Raw genomic sequence first — 17028 nt, 5'->3', positions numbered from 1 at the left:
CAAATCCGCAGCTTCTCACCGTCACGCACTTTTTTAAATGTATTGCTGCCATCCATGATTAAAATCCCAGGACACTGGCAAAATCACCTGATTCATACACTTGATGCACATACACAGCCTTGGGGATCTGGACCAAAGAGTCATTGCTGGTATTTTTTTCATACCGCACCCAGAGATAGTCCCATCCCTTCTTGGCAATTCCAGAGATGCCGCCAATGGCAATACCGGTTTTATTGGGGCTTGCGGCAAATTTAAAACACAGTTCATAGACGCCGGTTCTGCCGTGTTTGCCGCCGGAAACCCCCATGAACAAGACCTCACCGGCAGCGTATCCATGCCAGACCGCATTATTGACCTTGCCGGTCAGATTAAATAAGGCCAGCTTATAACTATCCGTTACGGTGCTGCTGGATACATACCGGGTCTCGCTGAAATTATACGTCGGGACAATAATATCCACACCGTTGACGGAATTGTCATCGACATTGATAGCGCCCTGGAAATTGGGCGGATTAATGCCGTAAGCTGTGACCGCCAGTCCCGATGGCGTCTGGGTAATCTTCTGTGTCCCGCCGCCGGTGTCAAAACTATATTCGCTAAGATTCTGGTCTTGTTGTCGGTCAAAAGAATAGGTGACCGTGGCAATCCATATCTGGTCGGCAATCTGTTCTATCTCTTTGGATTGAAGCGGGATGGTGCCATCCCAGTATAATAAGGAATTCGTTGTAAGATAGGTATCCAGGGCATCGGCTGCGGCAGTGTCACTATCGGTTCCGGTGATGACGTATTCGGCCTGGGCAAACCTGTTAGTTCCCCGGCTTATCTTTCGGGCTGACCAGCGTTCTGCTATGGTTACGGCCATAATTAGTTTCCAAACTCCAGGCCGCCATCGGCCATCTGGTCGGCGATTTCTTCAGTGGCTTCTGCCGTCCGCTGGGTATAGTCGGATATTTTTTGCATCAGTCCGCTGCCAACGCCCATCTGATTGAGTCCAAATGCACTGAAGGTTCCGGTGGTGGATGCTTTATCCAATCCGCTGGGACTCCAGTCCCTGCTGGGGGCCGGTGGCTTTTTAGACCTGGGCTGTGCAGGTTCGTTGGCTTTCCGAATCGATTCATCGAACTGGCGTTTGGTTTTGGCCAGCTCATCCCCGACATTTTTAATATTCTGCCGGGCCAGGTCGTTAGCCCGCTCAATTTCATCCTGCTGCATCTGTTCGGAGGTCTTCATCTGGTCGTCATAGAGTAACCGCGAGTCCCGGCGGCGCCTTGCACGTTCCTGATCAACAGCCAGAAGGTCTTTGTTGGTCTGCTCAGCGCGTTGGTTTTGATCCCTGTCAAACTGGTCATTGGCGTAGGCCCTGGCAAAGTTCTCGTCGAAATTCGGGTCCATGAGCTTTTGCCACCATATCCATACATCCATCATCTTTTTGGCAATCCAATCGATGGTATTGCCCCAGAACTCTTTGAATCCAATCCAGACAGATTTAAGGAATGCAACGGTCTCAATCCATGCCACTTGAATGCCATACACCGTGGTGTACCAGGCATCCACAATGCCATAAACTGCAGCAAGCCATACCTCCAGCATCTTTTCCTTGACAGAGTACCAGATTTCCAATAGCCACTGCTTGGCCTTAAGCCACTCTACTTTTACAAACAGCCATGCGATCCTGGCAGCCAATCCCAAATCCCCTTTGGCCAGCGCCTTGGATATGCCATTAAAGGCATTGATTGCATCGTCTTTAAGTGACGCAAAGCACTTACCCAGCCAGGCCATCAACTGGCCGCCATAGCCGCTAAAATACAAAAATGCCGCCACGGCCGCAGTGACAGCGGCAATGACCATCCCAATCGGAGACACCAGCCACAGCAAGGCAGAACGAACGACAGCAAATCCAGCGTGTACCAACCCAACGACCTTGCTAATCCATATCAGGCCGCTTCCGAAGGCATACAAGGCACCTCCGGCAGTGGTCAGGGCAATGCCAAACCAAAAGACCATACTGACCACACCCCGGTTTTCCTTAACCCACCGGGTGGCAGCGCCGACGCATTCAACCATTTTTTCGGCCCATTGGCGCAGCATTGGAATCAGAGCCGAACCGATGGATTGAATCAGGCCGTTTTTAACGACCCACCAGAGCTTTTTGACTTCCTTATAAAATCCCGCGGCGGCCTGGATATCTTCACTGGAGACGGTGGCTCCCAAGCGTTTCAGTTCGGCTTGGTAGGCACGAATGGCACCGCTCCCTTGGCTTAACAACGGCAGCAGCATTGCCCCTGAGCGTCCGAAGACTTTCAATGCCAGTGCGGCCCGCAATGTCGGGTCTTTAATCGAGGCAATGCGGTCTGCTATCAACAGGAACTGTTGGTCCGGGGTTTTACCGGCCAAATCTTTGGCCGATAATCCCAGCCTGCCAAATGCCTCCACCGCGGATTTGCTGCCTTTTTGGACGGCAAATAAATTTTTGTGCATAAAGATCATGGATTTAACAAGGCCCTGCATACTCACACCGTTTTGGTCGGCAGCATAGCTCAAGGCATAGAGACTCTCAGCCGCGATGCCGGTGACAATAGACATCTCTTCCAGTTCGTGCAGGAAATCTGCGGTCTTGGTCGCTATGGTTATCAGGGGTGCGACAATCGCCGTACCCAGGCCCATCATCTTTTTGCCGAAGCTGGAGATGCTTTGGCCCCATTTTTTAATGCTTTGCTCGGCGGCTTTAAGGCCGCACATCAGGGCGCTTTTGTCGGCAAATATCTCGACAAATGCAGCACCTGCTCGTATGGCACCAGAATTACCCGCCATGGTTTATCCTTATAATAGTGACAATCTAAATTTTCCGTTCGTCGCGGCTACATAAGGTAACGTTACCCTACGGATTCTCGCGGCATAAAAGCAGGCTATGCCTGCCCGGTGACAGCGGCCTTAAATAACGCCTTGGATTGGTCATCTTTGACTTCAATGACGTCTTCACGCCGTTTGGTTTTGGTTTCGTTTTGGGCATAGGGATTAAAATCTGTTGGTATCGATACCTTGCCGCGCTTGGGGTCACGGTTAATATTGCACAGTAGTGACATCAATGCCGAGATTCGATTCCATTCCATCCGGTCACGATATTCGATGGCCTGACTCATCCACCACAGTTCACGCAAGGTCAGCGGCGCGGGGTCAACGCCGATCAATCCCGCTAAGAGGTAGACACTTGGCCAAATATCTCGGCGGTTTTCTGGACCGGATCGATTTTGGCCAGATTGTTCGTGATTCGCTCGATGGCCAGATTGATCATCTTCTGCTGTGTCTGTGCCGCCTTGGCCCGGTCGGTCCGACCCCGCTTCTGGAAAAAATCCACAAGCTCATCATAGAAGGCATTCTGTGCCGCTAAGATTACATCGCCGCCTAAGGCTTGGCCGAACATCTCGTCGGTAACCCCCAGTGCATCGGCCTGCGGTTTAATCAGGCAGTACAGCACATCACAGAGCAGGATTTCATCGGTCCCAAGCCGTGTCAGTAACGGCGGCTCCCCTGCTTCCGGTTCCAGGAGATTAATCCCCAAAAGACTTTTCACCCGCTTGGCGCTGTCAATCGTTAAGACAAGCGTCCAGACTTTTCCGGCATTATCGGTAAATGTTTTCATCGGTTCTCCTTGTTAAGCGACATCAATCCAGGCGATGAATTTTGACAGTTTTGCCGTCACATCATAAGTGATGGCCTCTTCCAGTCCTTCCTTGCGGTCAAACTTCGTGATGGCAAAGTTGCCGTGGATACCGGATGAACCGGAGGTGGCCTTTTCACCGGTCAGTGCCGCAAGACAGAGTGTACCGCTGGTTAAGGCGGCATTTTTAATTGCCGTGAAAAAGGCATCCCCGGTCTTGTGGATCATCTGGAAAGAGACTTCACACTCCCGCAATGTAGGAGCGGTTGCCTTCCAGCCGTTATTGGCCCGGGTGGAGACATCGGCTTCCCCGGCCAAGACCGAGACGGTGACTTCCTTGACATTGGATGCCTCGGTCATTGCAGACACTGCGGCATCATTGATGCCGTAATACATCTTGGCGTTAATACCGAGTACAAAATCGGCCATAATGGATTCTCCTAAATATTATTTTTTGACACTATCTCGCCAGATTTCAGCGATCTTGTTTTGACTTTTATCCATCGCCGGACGCATATAGGGCCGCGGCCGGATGGAGACTTTCTTGTGGTTGACATTCGTCCGGCCGCCATATTCGAGGTTATGCGGGGCATTCTTGCCCTTGGCATTCAGTAACGCCGGACCTACGACGACCGATTGTGCCTGCGGGTCAAACGCATAATAAATATGCTGTTTCAAGAGCCCGGTGTGACTCAAGGGCGGTTTTCCTACCGTACTGACGGCATGACGGGCACTGGCCTTCTTGATGGAGTTTTTGGCCACACGCCTGATATAACCGCCGATATAGTTGAGGTTTTTCAGGATGGCCTTATCCACACAGCGCATCACCATCTCTCGGTCAAAAAATAACGCCTTGACCTTGACTAAGGATTGGTTCAGTCCGGCACCGTTCATGCGAAATACCCCATAAAGATGTCAGCCCGTTGTACATTGGTCATTGCTGTAATCTCGACAGCAATCCAGTCATAGTCCAGGCCATCCAGACTGACGACACAAAGCATGTTGTTGCCGCTGTTGGGTGTTTTGATATCAGTCGGCCAATAGGATGTCACGACCGCCGTGTCAGCATAGCGTTCAAGTGCTGTCGGCTGTTGGGTCTGCGGGTCTTGATTGACTGCCATCGAACCTAAGGTCCAGGTAATAATGGTCGCAAGGCGGGCCGGACCACCGTCGCGTTTACCCATCCAGACCTTGGTCTGTACAGTTCCCTCTTCATCCCCGACGCCAGCCAGGATAAGTTCGATTCCTTTAATCGTGTCAGCGCCAATAGGTTGTGCGTAGGATGGCTTACTATCCATCGTCGCTGCGTTGATAGCGGGACTGTCAACTGCCGCAGCCTGCCTGAGTAATTGCCATCCGGAATGGTGTGCTTGAGTCATAATTTCTCCTCTCATACAAATCGTCCTGTTCGCCGAAATGCACTGGCCGGCGGCAATGTTCCGACAACCTCACCGTGGACCAAGCCTTTTTTAACGTCATCAGGGGGTAGCTGCAAGGGCAGATTGACGGGGTTGCCGCTCCAATCGTAGACACGGTGAATCGATGCTGTGCTGGGTAGATTGAGTCTTACGCCGCCGCAATAAGCAGATGCAGAGAGCGAATCATAAATACAGCCTTGGATGTATATAATGGCCGCCCCCAGACTGTTGGAAGAGACGCCGCTACAGACCGACGAGGCAATGACATTTCCATAAACATAAGAAGGACGAGAATTCATCGTTGTGGCAAATCCGTATGCGCCGCAATTACCGCCGCCGGTGACATTGCCGTAAATCGTGGCGGATACATACTGACTGATACTGACCATGGCATAAGAACAGGATGCCCACGAGCCGCCAGTGACATTGCCATTAATGGTCAACGTGGCGCCCATACCTGACACGGAATTGTGCGAGATACCGCAACCGCTGGTGCCGTAGACATTGCCGTTGACGATAATGGTGGCCAGTGAATTGGTTGTATAAAGACAATACGTTGTGCCATAGGCGTTGATGTTGCCGTTAATGGTGATGGTTCCGCCGCCGCCATTGTCGTTGATCGCTTTACCGCTTTGCGGCGTATATAAGGCATCTGCACCGGGGTTGGAGACCACCAGTGTACCGCTGCCGGTCCTGGATATGCCATGAGTTGTTGGAGCAGAGCCGCCAGTAATGCGACCATTTACGGTCAATGAAGTGCTGTCACCGGATAAGGTCAGGCCGTGATAGGAATTACCGGCCGTCACATCTCCATTAATCACTACCGTTCCACCGCTAATCGTCAAAGGACACGAACTGCCTGCCCTAATTTCAGTTTTAGTCTGGCTGGTTCCGATAGTGATAGTACCACTACTGATGACAAGATTACCACTGGCAGTGCCCAGGCCGCCTTCCTGTGCCGAGGACACCCGTGTACAGGCAAAGGACACATTGATATTGATTGCTGTCTTGCCGTTGAGTTGCAAAATATCCCCAGCGGCCAGGTTGTCAAAGGTCAGATAGGACGATGGCGATGTAGGAGCATCACCCCATTTGCTGGCATCATTGATATTGCCGTTGGAGGATTGTGCAAACCAAACCGTCATCTATAAGACCTTCCGGGTGGCGTTGACTTGACCAATCATCTCAACGATAGCCCCATAGATGTCCTGAATCCGCTTTGCCTGGCTGGATAGGTCGTCGGGAAGATTCAGGATGTCGTTAATCACCACCGTCTCCGAGCGGCCGGGGGCGATTTCCCAAACGCCTTTTTCACTGACTCGGGCCGTCTGCAGGGTGATGTGGGCCGAGGTCATCAGTTGCCCATTGACGATGGCCGACTGTAACAGTATTTGCGGGGCATAAATGGCATTGGGTGCGGCATAGGATTTTTCTAAAGGTATTGGCATAAGGTTCTCCTATTCAAAGACCTTAAAGTTTAACGTGACAACGGTTGTAAAAACCGATGGCGGCGCAATATGTTCCGCTTGATACAGCGGATCGATGGCCTGCTTGGAACAAACAGCATCCAGGGATGGATAGGTTTTCCCCCTGAAAGATTTAGAGATATTCAATGCCAGATTCATCAAGGCATGGATGTCCTGATGATTGACATGGGCCACCGCTTTCTGGATGGCGATGTCAATTTGATACAGACATTCATTAGAGGCCCGAGTGATATTGGATATATCCAACGACCGAGGGACAACCGAGACCTTCAATATCGTCAACTCTTTGACATCATAATACGGCAATGTGGTCCGAATGGCCGTAAACGGCAGGTTCCAATCGCCGGTATTAAGCGTTTCCACAACCGCATCGGCCAGTAAAAGAGCCGTGACACCCTGTGAGATAGACAGCGGAATGCCGCCCGAGACCAGCGTTATGGCGGAACTTTTGGTTCCATTGAGCTCAAAGCCATTGGCTTTTATCCCTTGAATTGTGTCGCCTTCAAATACGTCGAAATCCATCCGCCAGCTTGGGATTGGAAGGCCATAGAACAACCCGCTTCCGGTAATTCCAACTCCATGATTCCATAACACAGAGACCTCTTGGGCCGTCAATGCCGAGCGATAGAATCTTACATCATCCAACCCGTAGTCGAAGCCGCTTAATCCAATCTCAAGATTCCTGTTAGTGGAGATGCTTTCCTGTAATGACGGGGCGATAATAGATTGCGATTGCAGGACAGAATCCACATAGGTCACAATCCTGCCGCTTCCATCGTCTTTCCTGTCAACGACCCATACAATGTGATGGAACTTATTGTCTGGCACAATCGGGTCAGTTAGCACGGTATAATCAGCACCAACAACCAGTAAAAAACAACTTATTTTTATCGCATTGCCGTCACGGATTGCCTGGATGAAGTATTCGTTATAAGGATTAAACGGCATTCTCCTGATAATAACGTTATCGCCGTAAGAGCCGTAATTTTCAATCGCGCTGCCCGGATTAAACCAAAAGCTAAAACTAAAACTTTGATAACCAATATCTATGGCCGGATTATCTGAAACAACAATAGGACTATTGGTTGAATGGAAAATTTTTGCGAAATACCGACTCATGACATGCCTTTCTTTGGGGTACGCCCCAAAACCAATGGCCGGAAGTAACAGGATAATTCCAAACAATAGTTTCTTATTCATGGTTTTCCTCCGAAGGGGTCTTGGTAATACTATCGGGATTTTCGGTCTTAAAGGCGCCTGCCTCCAACAGACACGGCCGCTCCCGGCAGACCGAACAGAAGGTGTGGATGGCCGCAATCAGTCGTTCTTCCTGCTTGGTTTTATCCTGCATGAGACGGTGCATGGAGGTAATCAGGGAATAATTGCTGTAGACCAGATAGGCCACCAGGGCAAAGCACAGGCCCAGTTCACCATATTTTAAGAACTGTCCCGCTAATCCGCCCACCGATTCGATTGGAGTCTGTGTATCGGTAGCCAGCAGCAAAAACGGAACGGCCGTTAAAATTAATTTTGGAGTTATGGTCATACTGTCCCTACCTCTTTAACATGAACTCGTATTTGCTTACCGAAGGGATCGCTGTATTTCCAGCAGCCCTCATTGGGTAAGTGATGCACTTCATACACCGCACGGTCGGTCTCAATCCGGTCGCCATGCTGAGGCGTAACCCGTTGATAATTCAAAACCAGGTCATCGGCCAAAAAGAGGAAGTCCACACTTTCAGCACCAATGACAAATCCCGATTGGTCCTGGGTTTGGATGGTCGTTTTGCCGCTCACGGCATACAGAGCAACTTGGTCTGTTCCACGCTTGTAGACAATTGCCTGTGAAGCATGGATTTTGAGCTGCTCGGCAAGATAATCCAATCCGGTTTTGAGCATATTGGTCATAAGGTATCCTTTGGAAAGGTCAGGCGAACCCCTGGGTTCTGCCTGACCTGCACAAGGAAACATTGAGGATTTTTATGGTACGTTGATAGCGACCTTGACCCTGGTATTACCGTCGGTCGAAGGCGCCACGGTCCTGCCCAGCGGTGTTTCGGTATTGGTCGTAGTCACCAGACCCGCAGCCGACAGATAGACCTTCGTACCCACGGTAGCCAGGGCTGTGGCCGTCGGGAACTCAAAGACCCCCTTAATCGCAAGAGCGCCTAAGGTATTAGCCGGAATGTCGGATTTGGCAATACCAATCATGGAGGCGGCATTGCCAGCCACATTGCCCAGAGACACAATATCCCCGGCAGAAACCGCACCCGACGGCGTATAGTCGATGCTGTTGCCATCCTGGATAAACTGAGTTTTGACATCATTAATCGCCATATCTTATTCTCCAAACAGAGTTTCTTTTTTGTAATCGCTTATGCGATACCCTTCATTTTCACCGCAGCGCGGTAATCCTGTTCCTTGACGCCAAAGTCGATGTAGCCGCGGAACTGAATGCCCAGGGTATTGAAGTCTGCATCGGCCTGTTCAACGGTGGGGTTTTCATTGCCGTTAAGAAATGCCACTTCAAAGGCCGCCAGCCGTGCCGGGTCTGCAAACAGATACCAGGCCGTGGTGCTGTAGCCGGTAATGGTTGCATTGGAAAGCCACGAACTGGACACCACCTCATACTTTCCGGCATGAGGATTATCCTGGGGCTTGGGCGAACCGGCTGTGGCCGCTTCGTTGAGTTTGATACTGGTCATCAGTAAGTTGGCCGTGACCTTCAGGGCATTGGGCACCAGCAGATACCGGGGTAGAATCCCCAGCGGTTTGCCGTTGGGTTTGGTCTGATTTAAGAACAGCAGTTCTGCTGCGGTGAGGGAATCGACCGACAGCGCCGTGTTTGCCCCGGCGGCATAGTTGTTATTGCCTGCCGAAAAGAAGTTGCCGGGATTGGACAAGATGAGAGTCCAGATGGCATCGGAAATCGCATCGGCAGCCCCAATTCCCAGCATCGTCGGAATCTGGGCGAATGCACCCAGATCGTCATTGATGATGGTCTGACGGTTGAGACTGAACATGATACCACTGGTGTCGGCCTTGTTGGTAAAGACCTGCTCGCCGAGTTTACCATGCTTGAGTTCGCCATCGGCACCGACTTTCTGGAAAACCAGATTGTCCGTTAGACGATATCGGCTGTGGGTCTTAAAGTCATTGACGCTGGCAATCTTGACCACCTTGCGCCAGGAATTCTCCTGGTTAAGATACGCTTCCAGCAGCATCTTGTTGGCGATATTGCTCAGAATATTCGGCAGACTTACTGTGCTAAAGGCAGCCCGAATAAACCCATTGGGATCGCCCATAATCTGCGGCAGTTCCCGACCTTCCGCACGGGCAATCAGTCGGAACAGGTCATGGATACCAATACTGCGGTATTTTTCGGCCTGGTTAACGGCCTGTTCACCATAAGCTTTCAGAACGGTTTGTTCGGGCATCTTGGCCGACAGACACGCCGCGGCCTCAATCATCCTGGCATCCAGACGCACCTCGGTATGGACCGCAGGCGCCTTGGCCAGATTGGCTTCCAGAACTGCAAGTTTGGTCTTATCCACATTCCAGCCCTCGGCAACGGCCTTGGCCTCGATGTCGGTATTTCCGGCAGCCGCCTTGCGGACGTCGGCAATGCGAGTCAGTTCCGCTGCGGCCTTGGCGCGGATTTCAACGGTAATATCCGGAACTTCAACAGCAGTGGTGGCTGCTACGTCCTGAGTTGATTCAACTTTATCTTTAGGCATGTCGAGTATCTCCTGTAAAAGGTGTTTATTGGCTGCAATCTGGGCCGAGGTTTGGTCGTCGGCTCCTAACATGACAAAACTGATTTCCCCCAGGGTGGCCTTACGGATAATCGTCGCAGGCCCCGTAATCTGGCGGCCGTTGACTTTAGCCGTCTGGTCTTCAGCTAATCGCTCGGATTTTTCTGCCCTGGCTCCGATACTGGCCTGCCATTTAAAACCCTTGTCGGCAAGCGTTAAAATTTGTTTGACGCGGTCGGATTCACCCAGGATGTCACCACTGGCCAGCAACTGGCCATCCGCAACCTTAATGGAATTGGTCTGACCGACCAGTGAATCCAGGTCCTGTTCATGCCCAAAGAAAATCGGTTTGGCCTGGGCACTGATTTTAAGACCAGCCAGGTCAACAACCACCGGGTCGTACCAACCCGCCACACGCATCGGGCCACCGGTATAGGCGACCATATTGAATGTGCGGTTTTTGGCTTCGGGCTTTGCCGCCTCAATAGAAAGCTGCATATCCTGACAGGTAAAATTAATCGTTGTCATCCTCTTGCTCCTGGGTGGAAGTAGACTTAGTGTTGGCAGGCATAGCCTCTTGTGGCGTCAGACCTTTTTGCTTACAGTAGGCAACCTCTATCGCCCGCTGGTCCAATTCCTGACGCCAATCCTTGCCTTGTTTGGCATACTCTTCTGCCAGCGTGGTGGTATTACTGCGCAGGCGTGTCTCCTGGGCACTGGATTCTTTGGCCGGGTCAACGTGTTCGCGGCCATCCCAGAACCATTTGTGCGGAAACGATGGAATGGACCGAATGGACAGCGGCATGGGAGAACCAGCTAAGATGGCCATATCCATCCACTGCATTAAAATCGGGTCGAGTATTGTCAGTTCAATATCGCTTCTATCGACATCGATAGTTTTGCCGTACATCTGATAATCCAGTCGGCCGCTGGCATAGTTGTATTGGGAACTATTGCCGATAGCGACACCCAAGGGAAGATTCATGCAGCGGGCAATCTCATTTAAGATCGAGCGTACGAACTCCGCATAGGTGGTGATGGGCTGATTGGCTTCGATTTGGCCGAGTTTCCAGCCCTCCGGCAGTGTGGTCGCCATACGTTTTTCCAGTTCCACCACATCTAAGGGCGCGATATTAGCCGATTCTGCATTGGCCGGTGCGTCGGTATAAAGCACCGCTGCAAAATCCGCGGCGGTTTCTGCGGCCGCAATAACCGCTAAGGTATATCTGCGAAGCTGTGCAAACAGCGGCAGTGCCGGGGTAATCTCCGGAATCCCGCGATTTTGACCGGCCCGGTCCACACGGTAGAGATGCATCACGTTTTGGGCGGCAACGATGTCGTATCCAGAGTCGTAAAATTGACTGGCAGAATACGGGTGCTGCTTGAGGATATAATACAACTGCCGATTGCCGAAAGAATCAAATTCAATTCCGTCAGCCTGATTGGAAGATGTAAGAGACATTTTATCCCAGGGGGTTGTCACCTGCTCTGCCTCGATGAGTTTGAGGTCCAGTTTGATGGGGCTACGAAGCATGGGATTGTAGGTCTTGATGCAAAAGGTCTCACCATCGACCACCCGTGCCATGCGGGCCGTTCTCAACTTAGCCGCAAGCGAAATCTCGTCAGCCCAGTCTTTAAACATCTGCTCAATGACCTTGTTGGCTGCATCATCAGGTAAAAGCATCTGCAGCCGGGGACCAGTTCCAATACAATCATTGGCTAAGGTCAAAACCATCCCTTTGGCGTAACTATTATTGGCGACCTCATAGCGGGCACGGTTGCGAAGGGTCGCACGCACCTGCGGACTTGCCGCAAGGTCCGGACTAAAGGGATCTGCCATCGCCCAGTGCTTGGCGTTTTCGGTGGAGTTTTGGGCGGCATCGAAGCGTGCGCGGATGCCAAACCGCTGCGGCTTGGTATCCGAGAGAGTCGTTGCCTGTTTCTTTTTTCCAAAACCAAACATTACACGCTCCCCGGGGCACTGAGTTTTGTAAATTTGATACCCAGACCGGCTGATTTTGCAGCCTGCTGGGACTTTAAATACTTATCTGCCGCAATCTGGTCAGGCAGCGGATGCTGCTCCACCGAACCGGCATCACCAGTCACCTTCGCAGGGCTTTGTGCGTTTTCTTTAATTGTGTCTTCTAATTCTTCGGACATCGCGTCCCTCTATAGGTTATTTATTAGCGGGAGCGCCCGAACCGTTCCGCGATTTGAGGAAGAAGACGAAGATTGTTCCAGATATGTAATTTCCTGCCTTCGTCGCGGCAATGGTTTATCGAATGCAGCGACCAGGGGACCGTTCGTCGCAGCTATGTCCAGTTATGTAACCCTGTTCGTTCTCGCGGCTCAACCGTGGCCATAGGCCACTTCGCGTGTGTGGATGCGCCTGCCGCAGTAGCGGCATTGTTTCATGTGCAAAATATAACCGGGTTTGTGGCGGGTATAGAGGGTATAGAAATGCCCGCAACCGCAATCACGACAGACAATACTTTGCGGTGCAGGTTGTTTGGTTTCATAGGGCTTATTTTTCACAACGTCTCCTCTGCTGGATTTCAGATAGTTTGAGAGGCACGCGAGACCTGTGCTGTGAATCAGCGGCAAACAGGACCGCCCCCTGGATAGAGGCCCCCACCGCACAACCGACGATACAGTCAAGCCAGTGGTTATCCGGACTTCCGGCGCGAATCTTCCATTCATCCACAATGCGTCCCCTTCCCTCAGTACGGATACAGTATTCGGCCGTCAGGTGTTCAGAAAACAGCTGATGCTGCCGCGAAGTCTTGCCAAACAAGGACAAACATCCCGGATCACCCATGGCAACCGACAGTCTGGCCTGGATAAACGACTTCCAGTAGTTGGTGTCAATGAGCACGTGACGAATCGCTCTGCGGTTAATCATACAGGGAATTCGCCAATGGTGCCCCACGCGGTCCCCCCGTTTTTTAACATATTCGCTAAATGGGATGCTGGATGCCCCAACGAATTTCCCATGGCTGGGTAAAAGCACCGCAGTGTGAGGACTCTGGCGGCAAAATTTATAGACCACGTCGGTGGACTGTCCCCAGTTGGCATCGATTAAACACCGTTCGATGGTTAAATAAGCGCCGTCATCCCGTCGCCATTGCCGGGAAAGATGCAAACTGGTCAATCTGTCCAGCCCTTCGTAGATGATTCCTTCCATACCGGAAGCCGATGAGACGCTTGTCAGTGTGCGGGTGAGATTTCGCAGCGTAAAATACGGCTGTTTCTGGTCGGGCCATGTACCATAATCAACGATATAGCCCGTAAAGTCATCTTCCCATGCCGCGACCGCATAAAACAGCGCCTTGCCTTGCACATCGATAAACATCGTCAGGTGATTGCATCCGATGGGTATCTGTCCACGGCTCAATCCATTGAATTTCTCGGCAATCTGTTCAGCCGTGAGCAGGTCAGCGTCACCCTGCTGTTCCGGAATCGGCTCATTTTGATATTCTGCAAAAAATGCCGCTTCATCCTGGAGTTTAAGATTCATCGCATGCTGGATGGCAGACAATTCATCCGTATTATGCCGCTGCGGCCATGCAATGACGGCACCTTCATCCATCGCGGCACGATTTTGCCGATAAAATTCCGTCGCTTCGCTGCCGTCGCCATCGTTTTTGAAACTTTCACTGCGGAGCTGGGCATATTTAGACCAAAGGGCTTCATGGATTGGGAACGCATACACCATTTTTGTGCGTTCCCCCTGCCATTGCGGGTGTTTGTCGCGGTCCAGTATCTGGTCAGCTAAATCTGCAGGACGAATCACCGTACAGGGCATAATCCCGGAAATCTTCTGTCCTGGTCCAGCCAGATTTAATATCGCGCCATTGAGTGTCTCCATACGTGCTTTGATTTGGATGGGACTGCGAGCTGATTCATCCGTCTGCGGGTCATCGATAATCACCAGGGATGGGCGGACGCTTCTACCATCGGCACGTTTGTATTTCATGCCGCGGATTCGTCCTTCGATACCCGCCACACGGATAATGGCACCGCTGGCGGCCGAATCCTGAATCGTTGGCATGACGATTTCATCACCAACCCAGTTGATTCGGGTTGGTAATCCATGATAAGTCTGACCTTTAGCACGATTGGCTATCCGTTCCAGGCACTGGATGGGATAAATGGCTTCGGGATAGTCCTCCAACAGCAATTCATTGACCTCGCATTCGGTCCGGATACTATCGAGCATATTGATGGCGTGGTCTTTATCCGAACCCACCAGACACACAAAATCTCTGGCGCCGATCAAAATAGCCCACAGGCAAGCGGTTTCGGCCAGGGTAGTTTTGCCGCTGCCTCGCGGCATGGCCATAGCAAATAGCCCTCCCCGAAGGACGGCCTGCTCGATTTTAGCTATGATTTTCAGGTGGTCATCGGACCAGGCCAGCCGAAATGTCTGCGGAAAATACGCTTCACAGAAGAATCGAAAATCACGTGAAGCCCGCTCTTTGCGGTCAGGATTGACCACGGCTGGCAGGTCGCCGATGTCCCGTCCGGACGCCGACATCTGGGCAAAGCGGGCCCGCTCCCGTTCTTTCCGGGCTTCATAACCCGTCAGTCCGCCAGATTGAACGGCAGAATATCTCTGATGCCAGTTTTGCAATAACCACGCCGCATACGCCACCACATTAATGGTACGGCCGTCGCTGACTCGCAATCCTGCCTTGATGACATTTCTGCGCAGTCGGGCCTCACTGGTCACTTCGCCCAATCGCGTGGAGTTCAGCAGCGCAGCCAACTTCGCTGTTTTGATATGTTTTAAATCAATACTCATCGGGCCTCGTGATATTCATGTTCCAGCCAGGCTATCAACTCTATCAAATTGACATGGCCGCTTGCAGAGACCGGAACTCCCGCATGGATGGCATCCTCTATCATGGATATGGACACCTGTTGAGCGCTTACTGCGCTAAGTAATTTGGCAATCTCGGTAGGTGTCATAGAGGATGGGTTCAATTGTAAATTCGCTTTGTCCATAATCATGCAGAAATCTCATGAATTATTAAAAATCTTTCAGTTATTAGCTTGATGTTCTTTGGCATTCTTGGCCTGATCCGATCAACACAAACAATCCATTTTGAAAGGATAAAAAAGATGAAAACAAACGCCGAACAGATGAAAGACGCATACCAGAATGCCAAACTCGACATCGCCAGCCTGCTGGACCGGATTGGACAAGAATTAGAAAAGAACCCGGAAAGATTGAATTGGGGACACGTCGGGGATTTGACCGGCCTGCGGCAGAACCTGATTGAAGCCCTTTCGGGAATGACCGGCATGGCTGAACACGCAATTCGGGAAACCTTAGAAGACATCAGAACCGACGCCCAAAACCAGAAATAAGAAAGGATACGACCATGAAAACGAAAGCACGAAGTTTTGATTGCAAACGCGGATTTGAAGGCATCGACAAGCAGGTCACAGAATTGCGGGTCGAAAAGGATTTTGTTGGCGATAGTTATTCCATCTACAAGGTGACGCCGCCATGCAATTACCAACTTTTCACATTCGACAACAAAAAGACCGCATGGAATGTTGCCCGGGCGCTGGGCGAGAAATTGGGATTGGAAGTCCGCAGCTAAGAAAGGAGCACGACCATGAAAGCAAAAAAACAACAACATCCGGCACAGGGCGCAATTAACGACATGGAACATTTGCTGATCGGACTGTGCAAACGAGGCGAGTATTTCAAAGCGGTATATGTCTTTCAGGCGATGGACATGCTGTGCGATAAATTTAAAGATTACGGCGTGGAAATGCCCGAAGATGCCGTGGCGATGAATATTTTTCTGGATGAGAAACTCAAATGCAACATCCTGTCGCTTTAATAGACCCATTTTGGAAAGGAAACAGGTATGAAAGACACAGAGATTCGAATCGGAAACGTCTACGACATCAAGGTCGGCAGGCACACGACCGCCGTCAGGATTATGCGGCTGGCGGAAAAAGAGGGTTGGGAAGCCGTCTCGCTGGCCAGCGGCAACCCCGTCGTTATCCGCTCGGCCCAGCGGATTGTAGGACCGCACAATCCTAAACCTCACCGCAAGAAGAAAGAGGAACAGGCACCAACAGATAACACTCCCCCGGCCAGGGGACGCAAACTGAGCGGTCTGGATGCCGCAGCGCAGGTGCTGGCCGAGGCCAAAACGCCGATGAACTGCATCGATATGGTCAAGGCCATATTTGACAAGGGGCTGTGGAAAAGCGACGGCAATACCCCGGCCGCGACCATTTATTCGGCCATCATCCGGGAAATCAAGGCAAAAGGCAAGGACTCCCGCTTTCGCAAGACCAATAAAGGATTGTTCGAAATTGCTTAATGACAGATGCTTTATATCCACTTTCCAGTCCCCACCTGCCCACGGCGGGGATTTTTGTTTAAAAATGAGCTTGACAGAGGGTATTCCATTGTATATACTATGTATATACGAAATACTGGAGACTTGACTATGGTTAAAAATCTCGTCAAACACGGCAATAGCTACGCATTGGTTATCGACAAACCCATCATGGAGATGCTGCAGATGACTCCCGATACCGAGGTGGAGTTGACTACCAATGGCGATAAACTGGTTATTTCGCCTCTGCGTCCCAGCAGCCGACAAGCCAAATTGAACCGAATATTGGACAAAGTCAATCGCGATTTTGGTCCCGCTCTCAAGAAACTTGCCGATTAACCG

Annotated in this window: 23 protein-coding genes; 5 read left to right on the top strand and 18 right to left on the bottom strand. The window is 51.2% G+C overall.

Features of this window, described 5'->3' with window-relative positions; genetic code table 11:
* Window positions 1-58: 58 nt before the first annotated feature.
* The 18 genes from ACQ9LF_RS09005 to ACQ9LF_RS08920 form a co-directional block, all read right to left on the bottom strand.
* Entirely contained in the window at window positions 59-862 is an 804-nt protein-coding gene (locus ACQ9LF_RS09005; RefSeq protein ID WP_462489062.1) for a hypothetical protein, read from the bottom strand.
* Between the two features lie 2 nt (window positions 863-864).
* Complete coding sequence (locus ACQ9LF_RS09000) at window positions 865-2811, bottom strand: phage tail tape measure protein (protein ID WP_462489061.1); 1947 nt, start codon at window positions 2809-2811, stop codon at window positions 865-867.
* A 95-nt stretch (window positions 2812-2906) separates the two neighbouring features.
* Window positions 2907-3188, bottom strand: a complete 282-nt coding sequence (locus tag ACQ9LF_RS08995; RefSeq protein WP_462489060.1) for a hypothetical protein — start codon at window positions 3186-3188, stop codon at window positions 2907-2909.
* Window positions 3189-3193: 5 nt separating this feature from the next.
* Window positions 3194-3640, bottom strand: coding sequence for a hypothetical protein (locus ACQ9LF_RS08990; RefSeq protein WP_462489059.1), 447 nt, complete (start codon window positions 3638-3640; stop codon window positions 3194-3196).
* A gap of 12 nt (window positions 3641-3652) precedes the next feature.
* Window positions 3653-4087, bottom strand: coding sequence for a phage tail tube protein (locus tag ACQ9LF_RS08985; RefSeq protein ID WP_462489058.1), 435 nt, complete (start codon window positions 4085-4087; stop codon window positions 3653-3655).
* Between the two features lie 18 nt (window positions 4088-4105).
* Window positions 4106-4552 (bottom strand): hypothetical protein, encoded by a 447-nt coding sequence (locus ACQ9LF_RS08980; protein ID WP_462489057.1) that lies wholly within the window; start codon window positions 4550-4552, stop codon window positions 4106-4108.
* Window positions 4549-5037: a hypothetical protein gene (locus ACQ9LF_RS08975; protein ID WP_462489056.1), complete on the bottom strand. Its 489-nt coding sequence runs from the start codon at window positions 5035-5037 to the stop codon at window positions 4549-4551. Before ACQ9LF_RS08975 ends, ACQ9LF_RS08980 begins: the two co-directional genes overlap by 4 nt.
* An 11-nt stretch (window positions 5038-5048) precedes the next feature.
* A complete protein-coding gene (locus ACQ9LF_RS08970; protein ID WP_462489055.1) occupies window positions 5049-6221 on the bottom strand; it encodes a hypothetical protein in 1173 nt (390 codons plus the stop codon).
* Window positions 6222-6524, bottom strand: a complete 303-nt coding sequence (locus tag ACQ9LF_RS08965) for a hypothetical protein (protein WP_462489054.1) — start codon at window positions 6522-6524, stop codon at window positions 6222-6224. It lies immediately after the preceding gene.
* 9 nt (window positions 6525-6533) lie between these two features.
* Entirely contained in the window at window positions 6534-7748 is a 1215-nt protein-coding gene (locus ACQ9LF_RS08960; protein ID WP_462489053.1) for a LamG domain-containing protein, read from the bottom strand.
* Window positions 7749-7755: 7 nt separating this feature from the next.
* Window positions 7756-8109, bottom strand: coding sequence for a hypothetical protein (locus ACQ9LF_RS08955; protein WP_462489052.1), 354 nt, complete (start codon window positions 8107-8109; stop codon window positions 7756-7758).
* The gene (locus ACQ9LF_RS08950) at window positions 8106-8471 is read right to left on the bottom strand and encodes a hypothetical protein (RefSeq protein ID WP_462489051.1); all 366 of its coding nucleotides are present in this window, start codon (window positions 8469-8471) and stop codon (window positions 8106-8108) included. Before ACQ9LF_RS08950 ends, ACQ9LF_RS08955 begins: the two co-directional genes overlap by 4 nt.
* A gap of 72 nt (window positions 8472-8543) precedes the next feature.
* Entirely contained in the window at window positions 8544-8900 is a 357-nt protein-coding gene (locus ACQ9LF_RS08945) for a capsid cement protein (protein ID WP_462489050.1), read from the bottom strand.
* A gap of 38 nt (window positions 8901-8938) precedes the next feature.
* Complete coding sequence (locus ACQ9LF_RS08940; RefSeq protein ID WP_462489049.1) at window positions 8939-10846, bottom strand: phage major capsid protein; 1908 nt, start codon at window positions 10844-10846, stop codon at window positions 8939-8941.
* Entirely contained in the window at window positions 10833-12281 is a 1449-nt protein-coding gene (locus tag ACQ9LF_RS08935) for a phage portal protein (RefSeq protein WP_462489048.1), read from the bottom strand. The genes ACQ9LF_RS08940 and ACQ9LF_RS08935 overlap by 14 nt, the downstream gene beginning before the upstream one ends.
* Window positions 12281-12478, bottom strand: coding sequence for a hypothetical protein (locus tag ACQ9LF_RS08930; protein WP_462489047.1), 198 nt, complete (start codon window positions 12476-12478; stop codon window positions 12281-12283). Before ACQ9LF_RS08930 ends, ACQ9LF_RS08935 begins: the two co-directional genes overlap by 1 nt.
* Before the next feature lie 189 nt (window positions 12479-12667).
* Window positions 12668-12853 (bottom strand): hypothetical protein, encoded by a 186-nt coding sequence (locus tag ACQ9LF_RS08925; RefSeq protein ID WP_462489046.1) that lies wholly within the window; start codon window positions 12851-12853, stop codon window positions 12668-12670.
* Window positions 12843-15122, bottom strand: a complete 2280-nt coding sequence (locus tag ACQ9LF_RS08920) for a terminase gpA endonuclease subunit (protein ID WP_462489045.1) — start codon at window positions 15120-15122, stop codon at window positions 12843-12845. The genes ACQ9LF_RS08925 and ACQ9LF_RS08920 overlap by 11 nt, the downstream gene beginning before the upstream one ends.
* A gap of 320 nt (window positions 15123-15442) precedes the next feature.
* Between ACQ9LF_RS08920 and ACQ9LF_RS08915 the strand changes: the two genes are divergently transcribed.
* The 5 genes from ACQ9LF_RS08915 (at window position 15443) to ACQ9LF_RS08895 (ending at window position 17025) form a co-directional block, all read left to right on the top strand.
* Window positions 15443-15691 (top strand): hypothetical protein, encoded by a 249-nt coding sequence (locus ACQ9LF_RS08915; RefSeq protein WP_462489044.1) that lies wholly within the window; start codon window positions 15443-15445, stop codon window positions 15689-15691.
* Window positions 15692-15705: 14 nt separating this feature from the next.
* A complete protein-coding gene (locus ACQ9LF_RS08910; RefSeq protein ID WP_462489043.1) occupies window positions 15706-15930 on the top strand; it encodes a hypothetical protein in 225 nt (74 codons plus the stop codon).
* A 15-nt stretch (window positions 15931-15945) separates the two neighbouring features.
* A complete protein-coding gene (locus ACQ9LF_RS08905) occupies window positions 15946-16176 on the top strand; it encodes a hypothetical protein (RefSeq protein WP_462489042.1) in 231 nt (76 codons plus the stop codon).
* 27 nt (window positions 16177-16203) lie between these two features.
* Window positions 16204-16668 (top strand): winged helix-turn-helix domain-containing protein, encoded by a 465-nt coding sequence (locus tag ACQ9LF_RS08900; RefSeq protein WP_462489041.1) that lies wholly within the window; start codon window positions 16204-16206, stop codon window positions 16666-16668.
* A 129-nt stretch (window positions 16669-16797) separates the two neighbouring features.
* Window positions 16798-17025 carry an AbrB/MazE/SpoVT family DNA-binding domain-containing protein gene (locus tag ACQ9LF_RS08895; protein ID WP_462489040.1) on the top strand — a complete coding sequence of 76 codons (228 nt, stop codon included), beginning with the start codon at window positions 16798-16800 and terminating at the stop codon, window positions 17023-17025.
* The last annotated feature ends 3 nt before the right edge of the window (window positions 17026-17028 follow it).

It is taken from the genome of Anaeroglomus insulsum (assembly GCF_050689095.1).
Taxonomy (GTDB): Bacteria; Planctomycetota; Phycisphaerae; order Sedimentisphaerales; family Anaerohalosphaeraceae; genus Anaeroglomus; species Anaeroglomus insulsum.
This window is presented reverse-complemented; position numbering and strand designations above follow the sequence as displayed.